The 24,504-nt window shown below is 57.9% G+C and carries 15 protein-coding genes and 1 pseudogene; 7 read left to right on the top strand and 9 right to left on the bottom strand.

The features are described from left to right. The first annotated feature begins 420 nt into the window (after positions 1 to 420). Both gltB and FHS21_RS08815 read left to right on the top strand, forming a co-directional pair. A complete protein-coding gene (gltB, locus tag FHS21_RS08820) occupies positions 421 to 5,139 on the top strand; it encodes a glutamate synthase large subunit (RefSeq protein ID WP_183661668.1) in 4,719 nt (1,572 codons plus the stop codon). A gap of 58 nt (positions 5,140 to 5,197) precedes the next feature. Beyond that, entirely contained in the window at positions 5,198 to 6,652 is a 1,455-nt protein-coding gene (locus FHS21_RS08815) for a glutamate synthase subunit beta (protein ID WP_112531693.1), read from the top strand. A 146-nt stretch (positions 6,653 to 6,798) separates the two neighbouring features. Here the strand turns inward: FHS21_RS08815 and FHS21_RS08810 are convergent, their stop codons facing one another. After that, the gene (locus FHS21_RS08810) at positions 6,799 to 8,040 is read right to left on the bottom strand and encodes an SGNH/GDSL hydrolase family protein (protein WP_112531692.1); all 1,242 of its coding nucleotides are present in this window, start codon (positions 8,038 to 8,040) and stop codon (positions 6,799 to 6,801) included. 112 nt (positions 8,041 to 8,152) lie between these two features. After that, positions 8,153 to 9,292, bottom strand: a pseudogene (locus FHS21_RS08805) (lytic murein transglycosylase); the annotation flags it as partial. A 305-nt stretch (positions 9,293 to 9,597) separates the two neighbouring features. Here FHS21_RS08805 and galU point away from each other — a divergent pair. Both galU and FHS21_RS08795 read left to right on the top strand, forming a co-directional pair. Further along, a complete protein-coding gene (gene galU, locus FHS21_RS08800) occupies positions 9,598 to 10,500 on the top strand; it encodes a UTP--glucose-1-phosphate uridylyltransferase GalU (protein ID WP_112531715.1) in 903 nt (300 codons plus the stop codon). A 116-nt stretch (positions 10,501 to 10,616) separates the two neighbouring features. Further along, positions 10,617 to 12,170: an acetolactate synthase large subunit gene (locus FHS21_RS08795; RefSeq protein ID WP_112531690.1), complete on the top strand. Its 1,554-nt coding sequence runs from the start codon at positions 10,617 to 10,619 to the stop codon at positions 12,168 to 12,170. Between the two features lie 217 nt (positions 12,171 to 12,387). Here the strand turns inward: FHS21_RS08795 and FHS21_RS08790 are convergent, their stop codons facing one another. Then, complete coding sequence (locus FHS21_RS08790; protein WP_183661667.1) at positions 12,388 to 14,151, bottom strand: outer membrane beta-barrel protein; 1,764 nt, start codon at positions 14,149 to 14,151, stop codon at positions 12,388 to 12,390. A 135-nt stretch (positions 14,152 to 14,286) separates the two neighbouring features. On the opposite strand from FHS21_RS08790, the gene FHS21_RS08785 reads away from it, so the two are divergent. Continuing rightward, positions 14,287 to 15,282, top strand: a complete 996-nt coding sequence (locus tag FHS21_RS08785; protein ID WP_112531688.1) for a KpsF/GutQ family sugar-phosphate isomerase — start codon at positions 14,287 to 14,289, stop codon at positions 15,280 to 15,282. A 22-nt stretch (positions 15,283 to 15,304) separates the two neighbouring features. On the opposite strand, the gene FHS21_RS08780 is transcribed toward FHS21_RS08785, so the two are convergent. From FHS21_RS08780 to hemH, 3 genes are all read right to left on the bottom strand, one after another. After that, complete coding sequence (locus FHS21_RS08780) at positions 15,305 to 15,763, bottom strand: NfeD family protein (protein ID WP_112531687.1); 459 nt, start codon at positions 15,761 to 15,763, stop codon at positions 15,305 to 15,307. Between the two features lie 23 nt (positions 15,764 to 15,786). Next, the gene (locus FHS21_RS08775) at positions 15,787 to 16,779 is read right to left on the bottom strand and encodes an SPFH domain-containing protein (protein ID WP_112531686.1); all 993 of its coding nucleotides are present in this window, start codon (positions 16,777 to 16,779) and stop codon (positions 15,787 to 15,789) included. A 118-nt stretch (positions 16,780 to 16,897) separates the two neighbouring features. Next, complete coding sequence (hemH, locus tag FHS21_RS08770) at positions 16,898 to 17,947, bottom strand: ferrochelatase (RefSeq protein WP_183661665.1); 1,050 nt, start codon at positions 17,945 to 17,947, stop codon at positions 16,898 to 16,900. A 388-nt stretch (positions 17,948 to 18,335) separates the two neighbouring features. Between hemH and FHS21_RS08765 the strand changes: the two genes are divergently transcribed. Continuing rightward, positions 18,336 to 19,811 carry an NCS1 family nucleobase:cation symporter-1 gene (locus FHS21_RS08765; RefSeq protein ID WP_112531684.1) on the top strand — a complete coding sequence of 492 codons (1,476 nt, stop codon included), beginning with the start codon at positions 18,336 to 18,338 and terminating at the stop codon, positions 19,809 to 19,811. A gap of 91 nt (positions 19,812 to 19,902) precedes the next feature. On the opposite strand, the gene FHS21_RS08760 is transcribed toward FHS21_RS08765, so the two are convergent. Further along, entirely contained in the window at positions 19,903 to 21,783 is a 1,881-nt protein-coding gene (locus FHS21_RS08760; protein ID WP_112531714.1) for a 5'-nucleotidase C-terminal domain-containing protein, read from the bottom strand. A gap of 143 nt (positions 21,784 to 21,926) precedes the next feature. Next, on the bottom strand, positions 21,927 to 22,316 hold the full coding sequence (gene omp10 / locus FHS21_RS08755; protein ID WP_112531683.1) for an outer membrane lipoprotein Omp10: 390 nt from the start codon (positions 22,314 to 22,316) through the stop codon (positions 21,927 to 21,929). Between the two features lie 187 nt (positions 22,317 to 22,503). On the opposite strand from omp10, the gene FHS21_RS08750 reads away from it, so the two are divergent. Beyond that, a complete protein-coding gene (locus tag FHS21_RS08750) occupies positions 22,504 to 22,947 on the top strand; it encodes a GNAT family N-acetyltransferase (protein ID WP_312879857.1) in 444 nt (147 codons plus the stop codon). A 45-nt stretch (positions 22,948 to 22,992) separates the two neighbouring features. Here the strand turns inward: FHS21_RS08750 and FHS21_RS08745 are convergent, their stop codons facing one another. Then, on the bottom strand, positions 22,993 to 24,438 hold the full coding sequence (locus FHS21_RS08745) for a homospermidine synthase (RefSeq protein WP_183661664.1): 1,446 nt from the start codon (positions 24,436 to 24,438) through the stop codon (positions 22,993 to 22,995). Positions 24,439 to 24,504 lie beyond the last annotated feature (66 nt).

Here is a 24,504-nt window from a genome sequence, read left to right as displayed (position 1 = left end):
TTTTAGGGGAAACCGCATGTTTTGAAACTAACGGCATACTTTTGAAGCGTTTTGAGCAATGATATTTCGTCGGATGGTGATATTTTTTGCTTTTCCATCTTGTTTGTTTGGAATAATTCTGGCATACGATAATAAGACAGCATTGCTGTCCTATTTGTGCGAACTGAGAGCAAGGATGGTGAGCAGGCGCTTCCGTCCTTATAATGGTGACCGCAACCCGCACCGGAAGATATGCCGCATGAAGCGGGACTGGAATTATGGTATTCCGTCTCCTGCGGATAATCCCAAAAACCGAAACGGTTTTTGAAAAGGATTATCCGCAAAATTAAAATGCTGTTGCGTCCTTTACGCGTCTAAGAGACGCGTGGCGCAGCAGGAGATATTACCGCCCACCGAGGGCGCCAAACGGAGGAATTGACGATGTCGGATTTGACGCCATCTGTAACGACTGAACTCGCTCAGGCCGTACAGAATCGTGCGGTCAAAACCAATAAATCGTCAGGTTTTCCGGTCCGACAAGGCCTTTACGACCCGCGCAACGAACATGACGCCTGTGGCGTCGGCTTCATCGCGCATATGAAGGGCGTGAAGTCGCACAAGGTCATCGAGGACGGGCTGTTCATGCTCGAAAACCTCACTCATCGCGGTGCTGTGGGCGCGGATCCTTTGATGGGCGATGGTGCCGGGCTGCTCGTGCAGATCCCGGATGCCTTCTTCCGTGCCGACTGGGCCGAAAAAGGCGTCGAGCTTCCTCCTGTCAACCACTATGCCGTCGGCTATCTATTCATGCCGCAGGACCCTGAAGAGCGTGCGCATATCGAGGCGGTGATCACCGAAGTTATCGCGTCCGAAGGACAGTCGCTTATCGGATTCCGCGATGTTCCCGTCGACAACTCGTCCTTGTCCAAAGCACCCCACATTGCTGCGACAGAGCCATTCCACCGGCAGGTCTTTATCGGCCGTAACCCCAACATTGAAACCAACGAGGATTTCGAGGGTCGCCTCTATGTTCTGCGCAAGGTGATTTCGAACCGCATCTATCAGGAGAATGGCGGCAGGGAGAGCGATTTCTACGTCGTTTCCATGTCGGCGCGCACGATCGTCTACAAGGGCATGTTCCTCGCTTATCAGGTCGGCGCCTATTACAAAGACCTGAAGGATCCGCGTTTCGAAAGCGCGGTGGCGCTGGTGCATCAGCGGTTTTCCACGAACACGTTTCCGTCATGGAAGCTCGCGCACCCTTATCGCATGGTGGCGCATAACGGCGAAATCAACACGCTGCGCGGCAACGTCAACTGGATGGCGGCGCGGCAGGCTTCGGTCGACAGCGAGTACTTCGGCAACGATATTTCCAAGCTCTGGCCCATCTCTTATGAAGGCCAGTCGGATACGGCATGCTTCGATAACGCATTGGAGTTCCTGTTCCAGGGCGGGTACTCGCTTGCCCATTCGATGATGATGCTGATCCCGGAAGCATGGTCCGGCAACAAGCTTATGGCCGATGACCGCAAGGCGTTCTACGAATATCACGCGGCGCTCATGGAGCCATGGGATGGTCCGGCAGCGGTTGCCTTCACTGACGGCCGCCAGATTGGCGCAACTCTCGACCGCAACGGACTGCGCCCGGCGCGCTATCTCGTCACCGATGATGATTTTGTGATCATGGCATCGGAAGCCGGGGTTCTGCCCGTCCCGGAAGAAAAGATCGTCAAGAAGTGGCGGCTGCAGCCAGGCCGCATGCTGCTGATCGACATGGAAAAGGGCGAGATCGTTTCAGATGACACGATCAAGTCGGAGATCGCCAACCGCCATCCTTACAAGCAGTGGCTGAAGAACACGCAGCTCATTCTGGAAGAATTGAGCCCGGTGGAACCACGCGCGCTGCGCAAGGATGTCAGTCTTCTCGATCGTCAGCAGGCTTTCGGCTACACTCAGGAAGACACGCGTATCCTGATGGCGCCCATGGCGACTACGGGCCAGGAAGCCATTGGTTCGATGGGTACGGACACACCGATCTCGGCGATGTCTGACAAGTCGAAGATGCTTTACACCTACTTCAAGCAGAACTTTGCGCAGGTCACCAACCCGCCGATCGACCCGATCCGTGAAGAACTGGTGATGAGCCTTGTGTCCTTCATCGGCCCGCGTCCGAACATCTTCGATCTGGTGGGCACATCGCGCCGCAAGCGGCTTGAGGTGCGCCAGCCGATCCTGACCAATGGCGATCTGGAAAAGATTCGTTCGATTGGACACACGGAAGATCGCTTCGACACAAAGACACTGGACACCGCCTATAACGTCGAAGAGGGCATGGCCGGCATGGCCGGTGCGGTCGAGCGGCTTTGCGACCGCGCCGAAGCAGCAGTGCATGGCGGTTATAACATCATTATCCTGTCGGATCGTCAGGTGGGACCGGATCGCATCCCGATCCCCGCGTTGCTGGCTGTCGCCGCAGTCCATCACCATTTGATCCGCAAAGGCTTGCGCACATCGGTAGGCCTTGTCGTCGAATCCGGTGAGCCGCGCGAAGTGCATCATTTTTGCTGCCTTGCCGGCTATGGTGCGGAAGCGATCAATCCCTATCTGGCATTCGACACGTTGCTAGACATGCACAAGCGCGGCGAGTTTCCGCCGGAAGTCGACTCGCGCGAAATCGTCTCGCGTTACATCAAGTCGATTGGCAAAGGCATTTTGAAGGTTATGTCCAAGATGGGCATTTCCACATACCAGTCCTATTGCGGTGCGCAGATCTTCGATGCGGTGGGCCTCAAATCCGAATTTGTTGACCGGTATTTCTTCGGGACCGCAACCATGATCGAAGGTGTGGGCCTGGAAGAGGTCGCGGAGGAAACTGTTCGCCGGCACCGCGACGCGTTCGGCAATGATCCCGTGCTGATGAGTACGCTTGAGGTCGGCGGCGAATATGCCTATCGCATCCGCGGGGAGGCGCATCTCTGGTCGCCCGACGCAGTCGCAAAGCTGCAGCACGCCGTGCGGACTGAATCGCCGGCGACGTTCAAGGAATATTCCGACATGGTGAACAGCCAGTCGGCGCAGGCACAGACGATCCGCGGCCTGTTCAAGATCAAAATGGCGTCGGATAGCGGCCGCAAGCCCATCCCGATCGATCAGGTCGAGCCTGCCAAAGACATCGTCAAGCGGTTCTCGACAGGGGCCATGTCCTTCGGTTCAATCAGCCGCGAGGCGCATACGACGCTGGCCATTGCCATGAACCGGATCGGCGGCAAGTCGAACACCGGCGAGGGCGGCGAGGAGCCGGATCGCTTCTATCCGCTCCCCGATGGCAAGCCAAATCCCGAGCGCTCAGCGATCAAGCAGGTAGCATCCGGCCGTTTTGGTGTGACGACGGAATATCTCGTCAATTCCGACATGATGCAGATCAAGGTCGCGCAGGGTGCCAAGCCCGGCGAAGGCGGTCAGCTGCCTGGTCACAAGGTCGATGCGACTGTCGCCAAGACCCGGCATTCCACCCCTGGCGTCGGTCTGATTTCGCCGCCGCCACATCATGACATCTATTCCATCGAGGATCTGGCGCAGCTCATCTACGATCTGAAAAACGTCAATCCGGAGGCGGATGTCTCGGTCAAGCTCGTCTCGGAAGTCGGCGTCGGAACTGTCGCGGCCGGTGTTGCCAAGGCGCGTGCCGATCACATCACGATTTCCGGTTATGACGGCGGAACGGGCGCGTCGCCGCTGACGTCGCTCAAGCATGCGGGCAGTCCATGGGAAATGGGGCTGGCTGAAACACAGCAAACGCTGGTGCTCAATGGTCTTCGCTCGCGTATTGCCCTTCAGGTGGACGGTGGTTTGCGGACTGGCCGCGACGTCATCATCGGTGCGCTGCTTGGCGCCGACGAGTTCGGCTTCTCTACGGCTCCTCTGATCGCAACGGGCTGTATCCTGATGCGCAAGTGCCATCTCAACACCTGTCCGGTCGGCGTGGCGACGCAGGATCCGGTTTTGCGCAAGCGCTTCAAGGGTACGCCGGAACATGTCATCAACTTCTTCTTCTATATGGCGGAAGAAGTGCGGCAGTTCCTTGCAGAGATGGGCTACACCAAGCTTGAAGAGATTGTCGGCAAGGCCGAGCTTCTCGAAAAGCGTGAGATGATCGATCACTGGAAAGCCAAGGGTCTTGATTTCACACGCATCTTCCACAAGCCGGAAGCGCCTGAGGAAAAGACACGCTGGACCGAACGGCAGAACCATCCGATTGTCGATATTCTCGACCGCAAGCTGATCGAGCAGGCCAAGACTGCGCTTGAAACCAAGATTCCGGTCAAGATCGAGATGGGGATCAAAAACGTCGATCGCTCCGCTGGCGCAATGCTGTCGGGTGAAGTCGCCAAGCGTTACCGCCATAAGGGCCTGAAAGAGGACACGATTTCCGTCAAGTTCACCGGAACTGCTGGGCAATCCTTCGGGGCGTTCCTTGCGCGCGGCATTTCGTTCGAACTGATCGGCGACGGCAACGATTATGTCGGCAAGGGTCTTTGCGGCGGCCGCATCGTCATTCGTCCGCCGGAGAACACGAAAATCGTGCCGGAAGACTCGATCATTGTCGGCAATACCGTGCTTTACGGCGCTATCGAGGGCGAGGCCTATTTCCGCGGCGTGGCCGGCGAGCGTTTCGCTGTCCGCAACTCCGGCGCTATCGCAGTCGTCGAAGGTACAGGCGATCATGGCTGCGAGTACATGACCGGCGGCGTCGTCGTGGTTATCGGCCAGACTGGGCGCAACTTTGCGGCAGGCATGTCGGGCGGTGTTGCCTATGTGCTTGATGAAGCAGGCGATTTCGCCCAGCGCTGCAACATGGCGATGGTCGAGCTCGAACCGGTTCCGGAAGAGGACGACATCCTCGAGAAGCTGCATCACCATGGCGGCGATCTTATGCACAAGGGACGCGTTGACGTTTCGGGCAATATGACCCGTCACGATGAAGAGCGTCTGGTGCAGCTGATCTCAAACCACATGCATTATACGGGTTCGGGCCGCGCCAAGGAAATTCTCGACAATTGGGAAACCTTCCGGCCGAAATTCGTGAAAGTCATGCCGGTCGAATATCGCCGCGCGCTCGAAGACATGGAGCGCATGCGGATGGGTGTCGCAGCCGAATAATATCAATGCTTTACGCTTGGAGCGTTGCCGCGGCGACGCTCAGCATGGGAACAGTTTTATGGGTAAGGTTACAGGTTTTCTCGAGATCGACCGGCAGGTCGGCAAATATCAGCCTGCGTCGGATCGCATACGGCACTTCAGGGAATTCACCATTCCCATGTCGGACGGCGAGGTCAAAAAGCAGGCGGCACGCTGCATGGATTGCGGAATTCCGTTTTGCCATGGGCCGACGGGCTGCCCGATTCACAACCAGATTCCGGACTGGAATGATCTCGTTTACAACGACAATTGGGATGAGGCGATCAGAAACCTGCATTCCACCAATAATTTCCCGGAATTTACCGGAAGAATCTGTCCGGCGCCGTGCGAGGAGGCCTGCACGCTCAACCTCGAAGATGTGCCGGTCTCGATCAAGACGATAGAACAGGCGATCGCCGACAAGGCTTATGAAAAGGGCTTTATCATTCCGCAGCCGGCTGTTTCGAAGACCGGGAGGACCGTCGCGGTCATCGGTTCGGGGCCGGCAGGGTTGGCCGCTGCGCAGCAACTGGGGCGGGCCGGACATGAGGTTCATGTCTATGAACGCGAGAGCCGGCCGGGCGGTTTGCTTCGCTACGGGATCCCTGATTTCAAGATGGAGAAGCACTTCATCGATCGCCGTGTCACCCAGATGGAGGGCGAAGGCGTTACGTTCTTCTGCGGGGTCAACGTCGGGATAGACAAGCCAATTCAAGAGCTTATCGACACCTATGACGCGGTGCTATACTGCGGCGGAGCGGAAACACCGCGTCCTGCGGGTATCCCTGGCGGCGAGTTCGAAGGCGTTCACGACGCCATGCACTATCTCGTCCAGCAGAACCGCCGCATTGGCCGCGAGAATATCGAATCCGTGGCATGGCCGAGCGATCCGATCATTGCCTCGGGAAAGCACGTCGTGGTTGTCGGCGGTGGCGATACGGCATCCGACTGCGTCGGCACTGCGTTCCGTCAGGGTGCGGTGAAGGTCACGCAGCTCGACATCCGTCCACAGCCTCCGGAGAAGGAAGACAAGCTCAGCGTTTGGCCATATTGGGCGACAAAGATGCGCACATCTTCCTCCCAAGCCGAAGGCGCCGACCGCGAATTCCAGGTGGCAACGCTTGAATTCATTGGTGAAAATGGCACGTTGACCCACGTCAAGTGCTGCGAAGTCGACGAAGCGCGCAAGCCGATCGCCGGCACAGATTTTTTCATCAAGGCCGATCTGGCATTCATCGCCATCGGTTTTTCCGGTCCGTTCGAAGATGGAATCGTCAAGGAACTGGCAGGTTCGCTCGACATGCGAGCCGATCGCCGTGGTAACCGTTCGGTTGCAGCGGATGACAAGAATTACCGCACCAGCATCGACAAGCTTTACACGGCTGGTGACGTGCGTCGCGGGCAATCACTGGTGGTCTGGGCGATCCGCGAGGGCCGTCAGGCGGCGCAATCCATTGACGCGGCGCTGATGGGTGCCTCGGTGCTGCCGCGATAAGAGTTTTCAACCCGGGACAACTAGAATTCCCGTTCCGGTTGAAATTCTTGCGCCAGATTCGATGATTCTTGCATCAGTTTCGACGATTCATGCGCAGGAACCGCACCATTCCACGCAAGAACTTTGCAGGAAACGAGAACCTCTAATCAACGCACGGCGCCGGTAGTCGGAGTTGCATCCGGTTGCTTCGGCCAGGAAAAATCATTGACCCGACCCGGCTGACTTTCCGGTGCTACTCCGTCGATGACCAGCCGGTCTCGCGCGGATTTTTCCGGCACTGGGGCACCGCGCGGCGCGGCGCCGAGAAGTTCGGTACCGCCATCGAGTTCGGGATCATTGAGGCTGATCGGGGCAAGCCGGTCGACCTTCACGGGAGCCTGCGGCGTCCCGGGAAGCGCCTGCACCGGTGCACCCGGTTTGATTGCAGCAATGTTGGGGGAGGTTGCATTGCCCAGCATCTGACGCAAGGGCTTCTCCACGTAGAATGCGAGCTTGCGTTTGCCGGCGGGCGTCAGGCCGATACCGTCATTGTTGCGCAGTCGCGCCGTCTGGCCGGACATGTCAAAACCCGACAGGGTGAAACTGCCGCTCTGGTCAACGAACCCATCCCAGACATCGACAAATGTGCCACCGGCTTTTTCGGTCGCATTGCGATAGAGCTCGTTGAAGGCCAGCACATCATTGGTCATGCTCTTGGTCTTGTAGGAGGGCTGACCGACCCACACGACCGGACGGCCGGTTTTTTTGACGGCTTCGAGGAAGGCGTTGATCCTCGCCTGATATTCCTTGTCCCACTCATCGCTCAACAGCGTCTGGCCATCGGCAAATTGCTGGCGATCGTTTGCGCCCGCCATCATGATGACGACCGCAGGCTTTTCGGCTTCGATCACACCGCCGATCGTCGCCGGCCAATCGCGATGATCATCGCGGACGAAGCCAGAGGAACCATCGCTTTTATCAACGACGCGAACGCCTGGCGAATCGATGAATGCTTCATCGAGACCCTCCGCAAGGCCCTTTGCCATGAAGTCGCCGACAATGAGGACTGTCTTGGCGTCCGGCAATTTCTCGGGAATAGCGGCTTCTTTCACCGTAGTGCTCGGCCGGGCAGAGGCTTGGGGTGCTGCGGAACGCGGTCGTGCCCGCTTGATCGGGCGGTTTCGGGCGGGCGGGCGAACCCTCCTGCCGTTGCCATCTTCAATGAGCCGGTCCGTATTTTCGCGATATATCTGGCGCGGTCCGAACAGCATGTCGAGGATTGTGCGGGCAGAGGCGGTTTCGGTGAAGACGAGGGTGGCGGCAAGGGCGAGAACAAATGAAAGCAACAGGGGTGAAAAAGCATTGCGTGGTTCGACAAGCTCACCATGAGGGCGATTGGTGGACTGCATCGATAATCGGCAACCTTGCAATTTCTTCACTCCCTGCAATCAACCCACCTTCCTCATGGTGAGCCTGTCGAACCATCACCGCCGTTTTGCAGGTCGGCCTGAGACGTTCGCTCTACTTCTTCCTTATCACCGTCAGCACTTCCATGCTCGGGTGGCCGTCGGGATCCAGGCCCATCTGCTTCTGGAACGCCTGGATCGCGTTGCGCGAGCCATCACCGATCTTGCCGTCGACCTTTCCGTCATAATAGCCGAGTTCGCGCAGGTGATTTTGCAATTCTTCGCGCTCCTTCATGGTAATGGGCGTGAAGGGACGATTCCATTCTTGACGCAACCCGGAAGAGCCACCGATCTGATCGGCCAGAAGGCCGACGCCAAGCGCATATTTATCCGCATTGTTGTAGTTCTTCAGAACGTAGAAATTGCGTGTCATCAGGAACGCAGGGCCTCCGCGCCCATCCGGTACCTTCAACGTTGCCTTTTCGCCACCGCGCGGAAAAGCCTTGCCGTTGGCGCGAACGACGCCAATGCTTTGCCATTCGGCAATTGTGCGTGAACCGGACGGGAATTTGCGGCCAGCCGGCAGAACGACTTCATAACCCCACGTCTGACCGGGCTGCCAGCCATTCTTGTGCAGCAGATTGGCAGCGGTGGCCAATGCGTCAGGCACAGAATTCCAGATGTCGCGCTTGCCATTGCCATCCATATCGACGGCATAGGCCAGGTAGCTTGTCGGAATGAACTGGGTGTGCCCCAGGGCGCCCGCCCATGAACCGGTCAGATGGCCGCGATCGATATCGCCTTTCTGCAGTATCTTCATCGCGGCGATCAACTGCGTGCGGGCATATTTGGCCCGGCGCGGATCGGCATAGGCGAGGGTGGCGAGCGAGCGGACGGCGTCACGCATCACATCGTCGCGCTTCATGATCTCGCCGAAATTGGTTTCCATCGACCAGATGGCGAGAAGGATATTGCGATCGACGCCGAATGACTTTTCGATAGCGCCGAGCCAGCGGCTATACTTTCGCGACATCTCGCGGCCGGTTGCGATGGATTGTTCGTTGACGCGATTGTCGAGATAGCCCCAGACAGGTTCGGTGAACTCCGGTTGGGACTGGGCTTTCTGCAGGACTTCCGGATCGATTTCGGTGACGCCGGCAAAGGCACGGTTAAATGTGGAAGCCGAAACGCCGCTGTTCAGTGCAGTGCCACGGAAATCCGCGATCCAGCTCTGGAACTTTGCATCGGCAGCCGCATTATTGATCGCACCTGCAAAAGCGATGCCTGCTGCTGCGGCAACGATCAGCGCATGTTTGGAAAACGTTGCTAAACCCCCGATCATGTCTTTCCTCATTTCCGTCATTTTGGGTCAAAGGATAAATTACGCACGTCAAAGTTAGGAATTGGTTTACCATGCATGGGCAAACGCACCGCCATTGCCTACATTAACACCGGCAACGATTATTTATTTTACAGACCTGTGCATTTTGGGTCTTTGGGACAAAAAAGTCTATCGAGGAAATTCCCGCAATATCAATCGTAATCAGTAACGAGGTAATGATGTCCGAAGCCAAGAAGATACGTAAGGCCGTCTTTCCAGTTGCGGGCTTTGGCACCCGTGTCCTTCCAGCTACAAAATCCATTCCGAAAGAAATGCTGACGGTCGTCGACAAGCCGGTCATTCAGTATGTGGTGGACGAGGCACGCGAGGCCGGTATCGAACATTTCATCTTCGTAACGGGCCGCAACAAGGCGGTTATCGAAGACTATTTCGATGTTCAGTACGAGCTCTATCAAACCCTGTCGGAACGCGGCAAGACCGCTCTGCTGGATGAGTTGCAGGGAATCCAGCCTGGTCCCGGAACGACGAGTTTTACCCGCCAGCAGGTGCCGATGGGTCTCGGCCATGCGGTCTGGTGCGCACGCGACATTGTCGGTGACGAACCTTTCGCGCTGCTTTTGCCAGACATGATCATGCAGCCGGAAAAGAATGGCTGTCTCGCGGACATGGTGGAGCTCTATAATCAATCGGGCGGCAATATCGTCGCGGTGCAGGAATGCGATCCGGCAGAGACGCACAAATATGGCATCGTCGGTCAGGGCAAACCTGTCGGCAACGGCTTCGAACTGACGCAAATGGTGGAAAAGCCGGCCAAAGGCACGGCTCCCTCCAATCTCTATATCAATGGCCGCTATATCCTGCAGCCGGAAATTTTCAGCATCCTCGAAAATCAGGAACGCGGCGCCGGCAATGAAATCCAGCTCACCGACGCCATGCTGAAGCTGACCAAAGAGCAGGATTTCTTCGGCTATCACTTCAAGGGCAGAACTTACGATACCGGCTCCAAGGAAGGCTTTGTCGAGGCGAACGTCGCATTTGCACTGTGGCGGGAGGATATCCGCAATGGCGTCATCGACAATATCGGCAATATGCTGAAGACGATCCAGCCAAAGAAGGGCTGATCGAGGCCCGAGGGGAGGGATATCAAATATCGCTCCCCTGGCGGCTTGCCGGGTTGCCTACCCGCGTCTATTCTGCACAGCGCATCGTATTTGCAAGGGCTTGGGGGAGCATGGCAATGAATGGGGCAGATGCGCTTTGCGACACACTTCTGGCCAATGATGTAAAGGTGTGTTTCGCCAATCCTGGCACGTCAGAAATGCATTTCGTCGCGGCGCTCGATCGCAAGCCCGAGATGCGTTGTGTACTTGGCCTGTTCGAGGGTGTGGTCACGGGGGCGGCCGATGGCTACGCCCGAATGACTGGCCGTCCTGCCGCAACATTGCTCCACACCGGTCCGGGCCTGGCAAATGGTCTTGCCAATATTCACAATGCCCGGCGCGCCCGTGTACCGATGATAAATGTCGTGGGCGATCATGCCTCCTATCATCTTCCATTTGATGCACCGCTCACCACAGACATCGACGGCCTGGCGGCGCCAATGTCGAACTGGGTTTATCGCATCAGTGGTCCGGCCGATGTTGGTCCCGCGACCGAGGCAGCCTATCGCGCCTCACTCGTGCCAGCCGGCATCGCAACGTTGATCCTGCCTGCCGATGCCGCATGGGGTGACGCTGCGGCAGTGTTGCCGAATAAGGTCGTGCTTCCGGCCCCGCCCACTGTTCCAACCGACAGGGTGCGGGGAATTGCGGATGCCATCCGCGGTGCACCCGGCCGAGTGGGGATTCTGGTCGGCGGTACCGCTGCCCAGCCCGACGGCCTCGAGGTTGCCGGGCAGATCGCTGCGGCGAGAAATGTTCGCCTTTTCGGGGAGGTTGGCGTCGCGCGAATGGCGCGCGGCGCCGGCCGTGTCGCTCCGACCCGTATCCCTTATCCGATTGATGCAGCAATCGAACTCCTGAGCGATATAGACGTGCTGATCCTCGTTGGAGCCACGGAACCGGTGGCCTTTTTCGCCTATCCCGGCAAGCCCGGTCGCCTTGTACACAATGATTGCCGAGTTATGGCCCTGGCGACGCACGGTGAGGATTTGAGAGGAGCGCTGGAAGCTCTTCGTGATGAACTGGGCGTGAAACGGACGCAGTCACCGCTGCGGTCAAGCGCGATGCCAGACGAGCCGGTTCCAACGGGAGAGCTGACCGACGACGCAATCGCCGTGATGGTGGCGCGAAAGCTGCCCGAGAATGCGATCGTTTGTGACGAAGCGATCACGTCTGCCCGGCGCTTCTTTGCTCTGTCTGCATATGCCGCCCCGCACGATTTCCTCATGACGACAGGTGGGGCAATAGGCATCGGTATTCCCCTGACGACTGGCGCAGCAATAGCCTGTCCGGACAGGAAGGTCTTTAACCTGCAGGCGGATGGAAGCGCCATGTACACCTTGCAGGGACTTTGGACACAGGCCCGTGAAAATCTTGACGTCGTCACGATCATTTTTTCCAATCGCACATATGCTGTCCTGCATATGGAAATGCAGAAGGTCGGGGTTGGAAAAATCGGGGAGAATGCGCGGCGGATGCTTGATCTCGATCAACCGTCGCTGGATTGGGTCGCGATCGCAAAGGGAATGGGGGTAGAGGCCGCTCGCGTCAGTTCCTGTGAGCAGTTCGACGACCTTCTGGATAGCGTCTTGAAGCGCCGCGGTCCTTTTCTCATTGAAGCCGTTATCTAGAGCAGATTTTGTCTATCAGCGGTCCCAATAAACTCTTGGACAGTTTCACTTTTGCGTGGTTCGACAAGCTCACCATGAGGGAAGTCGGTTGATTGTAGGGAGTCAAGTTTTGCAGGGTTGGCGGCTATTCATGCAATCCTCAACCTCCCTCATGGTGAGCTTGTCGAACCACGCACAGCGCCTTCCTTAACCAGATTTCGCCAAGCCCGATCATTCACTACCGCTGCAGCGTCACGCCCATGAAAATGCTGGTTTCATCGGTCTGGCGCGATTCAACGTCGCTGCGGGTGAATTCGTGCCGGGCGCTGATATCAAAGCCGAAGAAACGATTGAACCAGTAGGTCGCGCCGATTTCAGCGCCAAAGCCCTTGTCCCAGCCCGATCCGTCCTTGTTGTCGCGCAGCGACGCAATCAGCGTTGCCTTGAGATCGAGATTGGCGCGCGCCTGCCGCTTGATGCCGACTGTGCCCTCGTAGAAAATCGAGCCGCTATCGCCGGGTGCGGTGGCTCCTTCGACGCGGGTGAGCAGACCTATATCCACATCGGTTCCACGCTGCGGTGACCATTTTAGAGCGCCGTCGATGCTGAGCCCATCCACCGGCGAAAGCCGGTCGTCGTCTATGCCCTGACGCAGATAGCCAAGCGCGAATTCTCCCGCCAGCTTCTCGGCAAAGTCGACCTCGACACCGCCGCGCAGGCCTGTGCGAACGCCGGAACGCTGGAAGCCGTTCGAATCTTCCTTCTCGTCATAGATCAACTTGCCGATTTCAACCTCGGCGAAAGGCTTGATGGCCGGGGACATTTCGAAGCCACCGCGCAGCGCGATACTGGCAAAAGTGTTGTTTCGGTCTTTCTGGCTGACGACAGAGCCATCGGAGAATTCTGCATTGCCATAGACAGTACGATCGACATTGCCCTTCACGTCCGCGAAGAACTTGCCGAATTCCTTACGGACACCCAGACTGCCATCGAGCTCCTGGACGGCGGGCCGGTTCGAGGTGCCGACAATGGTTGTCGGTGCGCTCGGGTCTTCCTGCCGGTAGCGGTAGCCAGCCTCGCCCTCTACGGTGGTGCGTTCGCCAAGGTCGAGCTGCATGCCGCCGCGCAGGCCGACATTCGGGGCGGAATACTCCTCGCCTGAAATCGTCTTGTCATAGGTGCCATCGAAATCGAGCCAGGCCGAGTGGCGCGCCCAATCCGTGGTGGCGCGGGCGCGAAGGCGCGTTTCCGACAAGAGCGCAGCGCTGCCGTCCGAGCTGCCGTCGGCATTGGTGGTGGCGCGCAGTCCGGTGCTGATGGAGGGGCGGAGCGTCACGATACCAGCCCTGATACCGAGCGGCGCGAAGGGCTCCGGATCGGGCCGGATGATACGGCGTTCGAGCGCCGGTTCCGGAAGATTGTCGCGATCGGCGCGCCCTGCGGGCGGGTTGGCTTCCCTGTTTTGCTCGATCGGGCCGTTATCGAATGTATCGGCGCGTTCTTCGTCCAGCAGCGATCGCTCACCGGGACGTAAGCGGAGCGGGCGCGCGGCGGGTACAGGTGCGGTCTCGGCGCCGGGCAGGGCGGCAGAGTCCGGGTTCAGGCCGCCGCTGTTATCGGCAGGACCGGACGGCGGCGAACCATCGTCCAGCGGCACGCCTAGCAAGCCGAGATTGCCATTGTCATCATCCGGCGGCAACGCACCCGGACTGACGGGCTCGTAGCGTCGTGACGGAATGCCGCCATCCGTTGGCGAAGGAGGGGCATTCGGTGTATTGGTCGTTGGCGAGCCATTGGAATCATTGTTATTTTGCGCCTGCACCTGCACAGAATTGTCCTGCAGGGTGTCGCGCAACGGCGTTGCTTGCTGGGCATGAGCTGTGTGGATGAAGGCAAACACGGTGCTGCTGAGCAACGCTGCCATCAGGCAGACATTGACTGCAGTCCTGAAGCCGCCGCCCGATGGCGGTGCTTCCAAGCGTGGTTGAGAAGTCTGTTTCAATCAATCTGCCAACGGGTTCGAACGTTAAGGATGGTAAAGAGCCATGGTTAACGACTGGCTAACTGACGCGGCTGTATGGTGCTGCCACGAACAAATATTGGACAGCGGCGAGCGGAGGCGTTAACGGTTGCGGCCATGCAGGCAATAAACGATACCGAACTGGACAAAACCGCAGCCGTCGATTCGGCCAAGCGGACGATTTCAACCGAGACGGACGGGCTGGCCGCGCTGAGCAGTGCGCTGGAAGGTCCTTTGGCCGAGGCTTTTTGCAAGGCGATCGAAATGATTGCCGGAGTGCGCGGGCGCATCATCGTCACCGGCGTCGGCAAGAGCGGCCATATCGGCTCGAAAATAGCTGCGACCTTCGCTTCGACCGGCACGCCGGCTTTCTTCGTGCACCCCTCCGAGGCCAATCACGGCGATCTCGGCATGATTGCCGTCGACGATGCCATTCTCGCCATTTCCTGGTCTGGAGACACGGCGGAGCTCAAGGGTATCGTCAGCTATTCGCGGCGGTTCCGCATTCCCTTGATCGCAGTGACCGCAGGCGAGAATTCAGCGCTGGCAACAGCTGCCGACGTGGTGCTTTTGATGCCGCGGGTGACGGAAGCATGTCCGCACGGCCTGGCGCCGACGACTTCGACGCTGATGCAGCTTGCCATGGGTGATGCGGTGGCAGTGGCGCTGCTCGAGGCGCGGGGCTTCACGGCAGGCGATTTCAAAACATTCCACCCGGGCGGATCGCTCGGCGCAAGTCTCACCCATGTGCGCGAGATCATGCATCGTGGAGATCAGCTGCCGCTGGTGCCACTCGGAATGCCGATGCCCGAGGCGATGAAGGTGCTGGCAGACAAGCGCTTTGGCTGCGTGGCCGTGCTCGATGACGAGGGGACACTTGCGGGGATCATCACTGATGGCGACCTTTCACGCAATCTGCACCGCAATCTGGCGACGATGACCGTCGACGAGATCATGACTCGGCAACCCAAGACCGTGCCGCCGACGATGCTGGCAAGCGCGGCGCTGGCGCTGCTCAACGATCACAATATCGGCGCGCTGATCGTGACCGAAAAGAACGTTCCGGTCGGGATCGTGCATTTCCATGATTTGCTCAGGATAGGGGCAGCTTAGGTATCAACGGAGCCGTGGCCATTCAGGCCGCCTCCACCACGAGCGTTCCACGATCGATGCCGGTGATGCGCACGCGCGTTCCCGCTGCGAGGTCGGGTCCCGTCACGCGCCACAGACTATCGCCGACGCGGGCCCGGCCACGGCCGTTGACCGTCGCCTCTTCCAGTGTCACCACCTGGCCGATCAGCTGTTCGCCGCGCCGGTTGAGCAGCGGTTCGTCCGATTCCACATCGGTTGCGCCGATCAGCCTGCGGCCGATGAAAACGGCTATGACGGAGAGGATCAGGAACAGGATGACCTGAATTTGCCAGTGCATCCATGCGGTATCGCCAAACAGGATGGCGATCCCGCCAACGATGAGCGCGGCGATACCGAACCACAGGAAGAATATCCCCGGCGCTGCTACTTCAAGGATCATCAGGACCAGCCCGAGGACCACCCAGTTCCAGGGTCCAAGCTCGGAAAACAGGCGTTCCAGCATCTAAGCGCCTCCTCTCGCCAGGATCATGAATTTGACCCAGTGCCCGGAACGCTGCGGCCGCGTGCGGGTGGTGTCGACGGGGTGGTGGGGTTTGTCGCAGCGTTGTCGCCAAACACCTCACGGGCAATCGCGCCGATACCGCCGAGCGAGCCGATGAGAGCGGACGCCTCCATCGGCATCAGGATGACCTTCTGGTTGGGGCTGGTCGCGAACTTGCCAAATGCCTCGGTGTATTTCTGTGCCACGAAATAGTTGAGCGCCTGCACATTGCCGCCGCTGATTGCCGCAGAAACGAATTCCGTCGCCTTGGCTTCGGCCTCGGCCAGACGCTCGCGGCCTTCGGCTTCGCGGAATGCCGCCTCGCGCCTGCCCTCGGCTTCGAGGATCTGAGCCTGCTTGAGACCTTCGGCGCGCAGGATCTGCGCTGCCCTTGTGCCCTCGGCTTCCAGAACGACGGCGCGTTTGTCGCGCTCCGCTTTCATCTGGCGGCCCATCGAGTCGAGGAGGTCCTGCGGCGGATTGATATCCTTGATCTCGACGCGGGTCATCTTGATGCCCCAGGAATGCGCGGCCTCGTCCACGACGCGCAACAGGCGATCATTGATCGTATCGCGGTTCGACAGGAGTTCGTCGAGAACCATGGAGCCCATGACGGTACGGATATTGGTCATGGTCAGGTTCAGAATGGCATTTTGCAGCCCGCTGACCTGATAGGCCGCCTGCGGCGCATTGAGGATCTGGTAAAAGGCGATGCCATCGACGGCGATGTTCGCGTTGTCCTTGGTGATGACTTCCTGGGTCGGAACGTTCAGCACCTGCTCCATCATGTTCAGCTTGGCGCCGATGCGATCGAAGAACGGCACGATGAGATTGAGGCCGGGAGCAAGGGTGCGCGTGTATTTGCCGAAGCGCTCGATCGTATAGTTGTAGCCTTGCGGCACTGTCTTGACGCCCGCAAACAGAACCACAAGCACAAGAACGACAAGTACTGGTATCGTGAAGTCAAAACCGCTCATCTATGGCCTCCCCTGGCTGACCTTATGGGCAGCTTCAATAATCACAACTCGCCGGCGCGTGCACGATAGACGATAGTTCTGATTCTCGCGAGGGTTTGCGGAACCAATGTTTTGGAGGTTAGACCCAGCCTTGCAGTTCGCGGCGGACAAGCGTCTCGATGACCTTCATGCCTTCCTCACTGTCGTTGAGGCAGGGGATATGGGTGAAGTTGACGCCGCCATTGTGATGGAAGATTTCGGCGCCTGCGACCGCGATTTCCTCGAGCGTTTCAAGACAATCCGAAACGAAACCCGGGTTGAAGACGGCAACGGATTTGACGCCTTCCCTGGCGAGTTTCTCCAATGTCTTGTCCGCGTAGGGCTGCATCCATTCTTCCGGGCCGAAACGCGACTGGAAACAGGTGATCAGCTTGTCCTCGCTCCAGCCGAGCCGTTCGCGCAATAGCCGCGTCGTCTTCCAGCAATGGCAGGGGTAGGGATCGCCGCGCTTGAAATAGCTTTGCGGTATGCCGTGATAGGAGGCGATCAGCACTTCCGGTTCGAAATCAAGCGTCGCGTAGTGCTTTTCGATGGAGGTCGCGAGGGCATCGATATAGACGGCTTCGTCTTGATAGGAGGGGACAGTGCGCGTTGCGGGCATGAAGCGCATCTTGATGAGCGCTTCGAAAAACTTGTCATTGACCGTCGCTGTCGTCGTTGCCGAATATTGCGGGTAAAGCGGAAACATCAGGATGCGCTTGCAGCCCTGCTTGTCCAACCGCTCCAGCGCCTGTTCGATCGAAGGCTGGCCATAGCGCATCCCCCAATCGACGACGATCTCAGACTGCGAGGCAAGCGCGACGCCGAGCTTTTCACCCTGCGAGCGGGTGTAGGTGCGCAAGGGGGATTCATTGCGCTCGCGGTTCCAGATCTTGTCATAGAGTGCGCCGGATTTCTTCGGGCGGGTGTTGAGCACAATGCCATAGAGCACCGGCAGCCAGATGGCGCGAGGCCACTCGATGACGCGCTTGTCCGAAAGAAATTCCTTCAGATAGCGCCGCATCGACGTCTTGTCGGTGCCATCCGGCGTGCCGAGATTGACAAGGAGAACGCCGATCTTCGATGTTTCGATGCGCGGATGGTCTTCCGGCTTTTCCACCGCCGACAGATCACCTCCCGAAATTGCCATGTGCAACACTCCACTTCTGGGCGTGGAACCCAGGTTCTGTTGATATTCGTGCCATGACGGCCTGCAAATGGCGCTTTTCTACGATCCGGTGCTCATGAACCCAAAAGTTCACTCCGCTCCGGTTCTCGAAAATCATCATTTTCGGCGCGCCCTGACCTCGAATCTCAACAGAACCTAATCAGGACGAGGCTGATTGCAAGAGTGCGAAAGGCCACATGTCGAGTAGTCTTTTTCAAGAATAAGTCACCAAAACAGCAATATGCTGATTTCGCAGGCACAAGGACAGCACTTTTGACTTCTTTGCCGGCTCACCGACAGCGCTTTCAACTGGCACGGAACTTGCGTTGAATTATTCGTTCTTGTTCATCAGACGAAGGAAGCGATTTCCATGGCCAGCAATCCGCATGCGACACCCCCCACCCTCGTCATCACAGGCGCTCACCCGCAGCTCTACAGCCAGGATCTGGCGCCGACAGCACCGGAAGGGCGCACTTGGGGCGCCTTCAGCCTCTTCGCGATGTGGATGTCGGACGTCCATTCCGTTGGTGGTTACACGTTTGCCGCCAGCCTGTTCTTCCTCGGATTGACCGGCTGGGAGGTACTCATTTCGATGATCGTCGGCATTACCGCAGTTTATTTCCTTATGAACCTCATAGGACGGCCATCGCTGAAATACGGTATCCCGTTCCCGGTTGCAGCGCGCATGTCCTTTGGCGTCATGGGTGCAAATCTTGCTGCCGTCTTGCGCGGGATAGTCGGAATCGTCTGGTACGGCGTGCAGACCTATTTTGCCTCCAAGGCGGTCCAGGCATTGGCGATAACGCTTTACCCCGCGGCTGCGGATTATACGCACAACGACATATTCGGCCTATCAACACTCGGTTGGCTCAGCTTCCTGTTCATGTGGATATTCCAGCTTCTGATATTTCTGCGAGGTATGGAGTCAATCCGCAAGTTTATCGATTTCTGCGGACCTGTCGTCTATGTTGTGATGTTCGCGCTCGCACTCTGGATCCTTTCACAAACCGGGTTTTCCAGTCTTTCGCTGCAGCTTGCTCCACCAGCCGAGGGCTCATCGCTCACCCACATGGCGAATGCGTCGATGCTGATCGTGGCATATTTTGCGGCTCTGCTGCTTAACTTCGGTGACTTTTCCCGGTTCTCGCGGGACGAAAGGGCCATGAAGGTCGGCAATTTCCTTGGACTTCCGGTAAACTTCATCGTGTTCGCCATCATCGTCGTGATTGTCACTGCAGGAACGGTGCAGGTCTTCGGCGAAGCGATCCTCGATCCAGTGGCGATTGTCGAGCGCATCAACAATCCGTGGGTTGTCATTCTTGGCTCGATTACCTTTATCGTCGCAACAATGGGCATCAATATCGTCGCCAATTTTGTCTCACCTGCCTACGATATCGCCAATCTCTTTCCCGAGAAGATCAACTTTCGTCTCGGGGGATTGATTACCTCGATCCTTTCGGTGCTGGTCTGCCCCTGGCTCTTCGTATCCAGTCCCCACGCGATCACCATTTTCGTCAGCATTTTCGGCGCGGTGCTCGGTCCGATCTTTGGCATCATGATTGCCGATTATTACCTGGTGAAGCGGCAGCAGGTCGTGCTCGAGGACCTCTATACCATGTCTCCGGAAGGGTCGCTCTATTTCGACGGCGGCTGGAACAGCAGGGCGCTGATCGCTCTGGCGATCTCCAGTGTATTCTCGATCGGGCTTTCGGTGCTTGGTGCGACCGGCATGATTCCCAATGGCGGCGATTGGGGCTGGCTGCTCGGTGCTGTGGCGGGTGGTGCCGTGCACTATGGGCTGATGCGCAAGGTGCTTGGCGCGGTGCCGGTCGTGGCCAACGCCTGAGCGAAGGGTGAGGGGGCGAGCCACGGGTCTCGCCCGCCTTCGCCCCCCACAAGGGGGGAGATAGGCGGTATGGCTGTGCGAACTACTGGCTCTAGATCGCTGGTACTTTCATTTGGGCGCCGATCGGCAGCTTCATTGCCTTCATGTCCGGATTGGCTTCGGCGAGCTTCTTCCATTCGCTACCTTTGCCGTAGATCTCTTCGGCAATGTCCCAGAAATTGTCCCCGCGCTTGATCGTATAGGAATCAGGATGGTGGTTGGCTGCTGAAGCGGCAGCCGCTGTTTCAGCAGGCTTGGCGGCTTCCGGAGTCTTCGGAGCTGTTGCGGGTTCCGAAGATTTGGCTTCAGCCGAAGCGCCGTGTGCCAGAACTGTAATACGGCCGTCGGTGTAGGGCTTGTACGGTGTATGCTTGCCCAGATAATCGGCAAGGACGAGTTCGAGACCCGGACCGTAGTCGTAAGCGTTGACGGCGTTCGTCGAGAAAATCTTGTAGCCGTCGCCGCCAGCGCGCATGTAATTGTTGGAGACCACGCCATAGGTGGCCTCGACATCGATCGGCCGCCAGCTTTCACCCTGCATCACCCGAACATCGGATATGCGGCTGCCCACCGGTTTCGAGACGTCGAAGGCATATTTCAACCCTGCAACCTGCGGGAAGCGCCCGGCGCCCTGATCGATCTGGCTCACGCCGTTTTCCAGAGCTGCGACGACATCGGAGCCTCGCAACTGAAACGTCGCGAGTGTGTTCTGGAACGGCAGTACCGTCAGCACTTCGCCCATCGTGACGTCGCCTGCATCGATCGAAGCGCGCAAGCCGCCGCCATTGATGATGGCGATGGTGACGCCTTGTCCCTTGACGCGGTCCAGCATGGCATCGGCGACAGCATCGCCCATGCTGCATTCCTTGAAGCGGCAAACCTCACGCGCCGCTTCGAGCACGCCGGTGGATTCGCCTACTTTGCGAGACTTCAGTTCTTCGAGGGGCTTGGCAAGTTCCTTGACGCGGGCAACGAAGGCCGGGTCGGGTGTGACGGAGGAATCGAGCAGGATCGGCGCGCCCTCGCTCTTCGTCACATTGCCATCATCGTCAAAGGTCACTTTGAGCTCGCCGAGATATTTCGAGTAGGACTTCGCCTGGACGATGGGTACATCGCGGCCGGAAGGATTTTTGACCAGTGTCGGGTAGGGGCCAAGCGCTTCCGGATCGGTGTTGGACAGAAGCGTATGGCTGTGGCCGCCGACAATCACATCGATGCCATCGACTTTGGCCGCGATCTCCTTGTCCTTCAGATAGCCGTCGTGGTTGAGCGCGATGATCTTGTTGACCCCTTCGGCCTTCAGCGCCTCCGCTTGTTTTCTCAAGGTTTCGATCTCATCGGCAAATTTGACGCTCGGGCCGGGGCTGGAGATTTCCGCCGTATCGGTGGTCAGAGCCGAGATGATGCCGATCTTCTGGCCGCCGATTTCCTTGACGATATAGGGCTTGTACTTGCCGGCGATAGGCGAATCCGCCGCAGCTTCCGTGTTGCTGGAAATGACCGGGAATTTCACCTTGTCGAGGAACTTGGCCAACGTGACCGGCGTATCGTCGAACTCGTGATTGCCGAGCGCCATGACATCGAAGCCGATGCCGTTCATGAACTCGGCCGTGTCATCGCCCTTGTAGGTCGTATAGAACAGCGAGCCCTGGAACTCGTCGCCTGCATCAAGCACGATGACATTGCCGCCATCCTTGGACAGAGCGGCGCGACGCTCATCGATCTTGGCCTTGACCCGGGCAATGCCGCCGAAACACTCGTTCTTGCTCTCTTCCTCGGCCGAGCAGGTGGAATCATATTTGTTGATCGGCTCGATGCGCGAATGCTGGTCGTTGATATGCAGGATATTCAGCGTGTAATCGGCCATCGCCGCGCCCGCTGTCATGCCAAGGGTTGAGGTCGCTAGCAGAATGGTGGCTATTATTCTTGGCATGGAGAGCTCCGTCGTTTTGAGCGTGATGCTGTCATGGCTACTTGGCGCCATTGTGACAAGGCAATGGTTTCATCACTTCACGGGAATGCCGCCGTCCGAGTCAAGCCTGAGGGTGGCGAAAAAGGAGAGTGCGACTGCCTGGATTAACCCACTTGCGGGGAGCGGCGCGTCAGCGAGAATTGCTGACCCGATGACGAGGTGCAATTGAGCTGAGCGGCGTTGACAAGGGCACAATTGACCTTGGACTGGGTGCCACGGGCGAGCGAACGGAGGTTGATCTCGATCAGATTTGCAGAGGCGAAACGATAATTGCCCTCGGCCAGCTTTTCCTTGGTATCGTTGGCGCGCGTTTCGAACGCCCCGTTATTGAAATTGGAGAAAGCAACTCCCGACGTGTCGAACCATTGACCCTGCACGGCGTCAGTTGGACGAGTCGTCTGCGCAGGACCACCCTCCTGAACACCGCCGCTCATACAGCCGGAAAGGATCAGGGCCAGTGTTGCTGTGCCGGTGGCAACCGAAAAGCGTTTCATCCAGACAATCTCCCAGTGGATCTCGCTCTTTAAATGCCGTGAAAATCAAGCAAAAACAAGACCTAAGTTTAATTGTAAATTCGAAGTACAGGGTGTTTGCTCTACCGGCTAATGTCTGTTGGAATACCTGGTGCGCGGGTAGATGTGGGAATCTAGAGGGAAGTCTATGCTTGTGCGGGTTGCAACAGTGTCTGATACGGAACGGGCATGTATAGTGCTGCGACGGTCGATCTTGGAGCTATGTATCGCCGATCACGAAGGCGATCAGGCGACACTCGATCAGTGGCTCGCCAACAAAACGGTCGAAAATGTTCGCGCGTGGATTGAATCGGCCGACCAGAAAGTGCTTGTCGCCGAACGCGGCGGCGAAATTATCGGAGTAGGATCTGCATCTGCCAAGGGGGAAATTCTGCTGAACTATGTTTCACCAGATGCCCGGTTTGAGAGTGTCAGTCTGGAGTTGATGCAATATCTCGAGAACTACGTGTGTGCGCAAGGAAACAAAAAGAGCTTCCTGTCGAGCACTCAAACAGCTCATCGATTTTATCTGGCGCACGGATATGAGGATAGTGGAGATCCGGAATTATGGGCCGGGATGAGCGCTCAACCGATGGTGAAATGGTTAAAATAAACAACGGCAGCCAAGAGAGGCTGCCGTTCTAATTAAATTCCGATATTACCGCACCAGGATGTTGCGGAACTGCCAGGGGTCCTCAAGATCGAGATTTTCCTTGAACAGGCCCGGCCGGTTCTCCAGGGGAGTCCAGTCTGTGTAGTGACCCTTGAGCGGACCAAGATAGGGTGTCTGGACTTCAAGGCAGCGGCGGAAATCCATCTCGTCGGTTTCGACAATACCCGCATCGGGATTTTCCAGCGCCCAGACCATGCCTGCCATGACCGCAGACGAGACCTGCAGACCTGTAGCATTCTGATAGGGAGCCAGCTTGCGGGCTTCCTCGATCGTCAGCTGCGAACCATACCAATAGGCATTCTTGTCGTGGCCATAGAGCAGCACGCCGAGTTCATCCGCGCCGTCGACGATCTCGGATTCGTCGAGTACGTGCTGGATCGCCTGCGGCTGACCGGCTGCCCCGAACATTTCGTCGAGCGACAGGGTCGCGACATTGGCAGGGTGGTAGGCGTAGTGGCATGTGGGCCGGTAGGCGGCCTTGCCCTTCTTGTCCAACACCGTAAAGAAATCCGCGATCGAGATCGCCTCATTGTGCGTGACAAGCAGGCCAAATTGTGCGCCTTCTGTCGGGCACCAGGTACGGATGCGGGTATCGGCGCCGGGCTGTTCGAGAAAGATCGCGGCCTTGTTGCCCTTCTTCTGCTTGCGGGCATTTTTCGGCATCCACTTTTCGTGGGTACCCCAGCCGAGTTCGGCCGGTTGCAGGCCTTCGGAAATGAAACCTTCGACAGACCACGTGTTCCAGAAGGCGCCAAAAGGCTTCGGCTCGCCGGCGCGCTGCGTATCGCGCTCGGCAATATGGATGCCCTTGACGCCGACCTTGTCCATCAGGCGGGCCCAGTTCTCGCGATCCGTGCGGGCGGGCTCCTTGTGGTCGACGTTCAGGTCTCTGGCAAGGTTAAGCACAGCCTGCTTGACGAACCACGAGACCATGCCCGGATTGGCGCCGCAGCACGAAACCGCGGTTGGACCGCCTGGATGCTTCTTCTTCTCGGCAAGCAGTGTCTGGCGCAGGGCGTAATTGGTTCGGTCGGCGTTGTCGAGGTCGTTGGCATAATAGAAGCCCGGCCAAGGCTCGATGACCGTATCGATATAGAGCGCGCCGACTTTGCGGCACAGGCGCAGAATATCGACCGATGAGGTATCGACGGAAAGATTGACGCAGAAGCCTTGTCCGCCGCCTTCGGTGAGAAGCGGCTTGAGCAGCGTCTTGTAATTTTCTTTTGTGACTGCTTCCTGGATGAAGCGGATGCCGCGCTCGTCGAGCAGTTTCTTGTTGGCATCGCTGGGATCGACAACGATCAGGCGGGATTTATCGTATTTGAAGTGGCGTTCGATGAGGGGCAGGGTACCCCGTCCGATGGACCCGAAACCAATCATCACGATCGGACCGGTAATTTCTCCATGTACAGGCCATTGAGCCTTCGCCATTTTTTTGTTGCTCCTAATTTTGATCTCCATCAATGAGTACAGCCGTCAGAAAGCGGCTTCAAAGAA

Source organism: Phyllobacterium trifolii (genome assembly GCF_014192095.1).
Classification (GTDB): Bacteria; Pseudomonadota; Alphaproteobacteria; order Rhizobiales; family Rhizobiaceae; genus Phyllobacterium; species Phyllobacterium trifolii.
Note: the sequence above shows the minus strand (reverse complement) of the source record. Positions and strands in the feature narration are given on the sequence as shown.

What these genes read in the sequence shown, in the direction of transcription:
- FHS21_RS08810 (WP_112531692.1), bottom strand. Translation starts at nt 8,040, where the DNA reads ATGCAGTCCACCAATCGCCCTCATGGTGAGCTTGTCGAACCACGCAAT.
- FHS21_RS08760 (WP_112531714.1), bottom strand. Translation starts at nt 21,783, where the DNA reads ATGCCAAGAATAATAGCCACCATTCTGCTAGCGACCTCAACCCTTGGC.
- FHS21_RS08785 (WP_112531688.1), top strand. Translation starts at nt 14,287, where the DNA reads ATGCAGGCAATAAACGATACCGAACTGGACAAAACCGCAGCCGTCGAT.
- omp10 (WP_112531683.1), bottom strand. Translation starts at nt 22,316, where the DNA reads ATGAAACGCTTTTCGGTTGCCACCGGCACAGCAACACTGGCCCTGATC.
- FHS21_RS08745 (WP_183661664.1), bottom strand. Translation starts at nt 24,438, where the DNA reads ATGGCGAAGGCTCAATGGCCTGTACATGGAGAAATTACCGGTCCGATC.
- FHS21_RS08815 (WP_112531693.1), top strand. Translation starts at nt 5,198, where the DNA reads ATGGGTAAGGTTACAGGTTTTCTCGAGATCGACCGGCAGGTCGGCAAA.
- FHS21_RS08765 (WP_112531684.1), top strand. Translation starts at nt 18,336, where the DNA reads ATGGCCAGCAATCCGCATGCGACACCCCCCACCCTCGTCATCACAGGC.
- FHS21_RS08780 (WP_112531687.1), bottom strand. Translation starts at nt 15,763, where the DNA reads ATGCTGGAACGCCTGTTTTCCGAGCTTGGACCCTGGAACTGGGTGGTC.
- galU (WP_112531715.1), top strand. Translation starts at nt 9,598, where the DNA reads ATGTCCGAAGCCAAGAAGATACGTAAGGCCGTCTTTCCAGTTGCGGGC.
- FHS21_RS08795 (WP_112531690.1), top strand. Translation starts at nt 10,617, where the DNA reads ATGAATGGGGCAGATGCGCTTTGCGACACACTTCTGGCCAATGATGTA.
- hemH (WP_183661665.1), bottom strand. Translation starts at nt 17,947, where the DNA reads ATGGCAATTTCGGGAGGTGATCTGTCGGCGGTGGAAAAGCCGGAAGAC.
- gltB (WP_183661668.1), top strand. Translation starts at nt 421, where the DNA reads ATGTCGGATTTGACGCCATCTGTAACGACTGAACTCGCTCAGGCCGTA.
- FHS21_RS08775 (WP_112531686.1), bottom strand. Translation starts at nt 16,779, where the DNA reads ATGAGCGGTTTTGACTTCACGATACCAGTACTTGTCGTTCTTGTGCTT.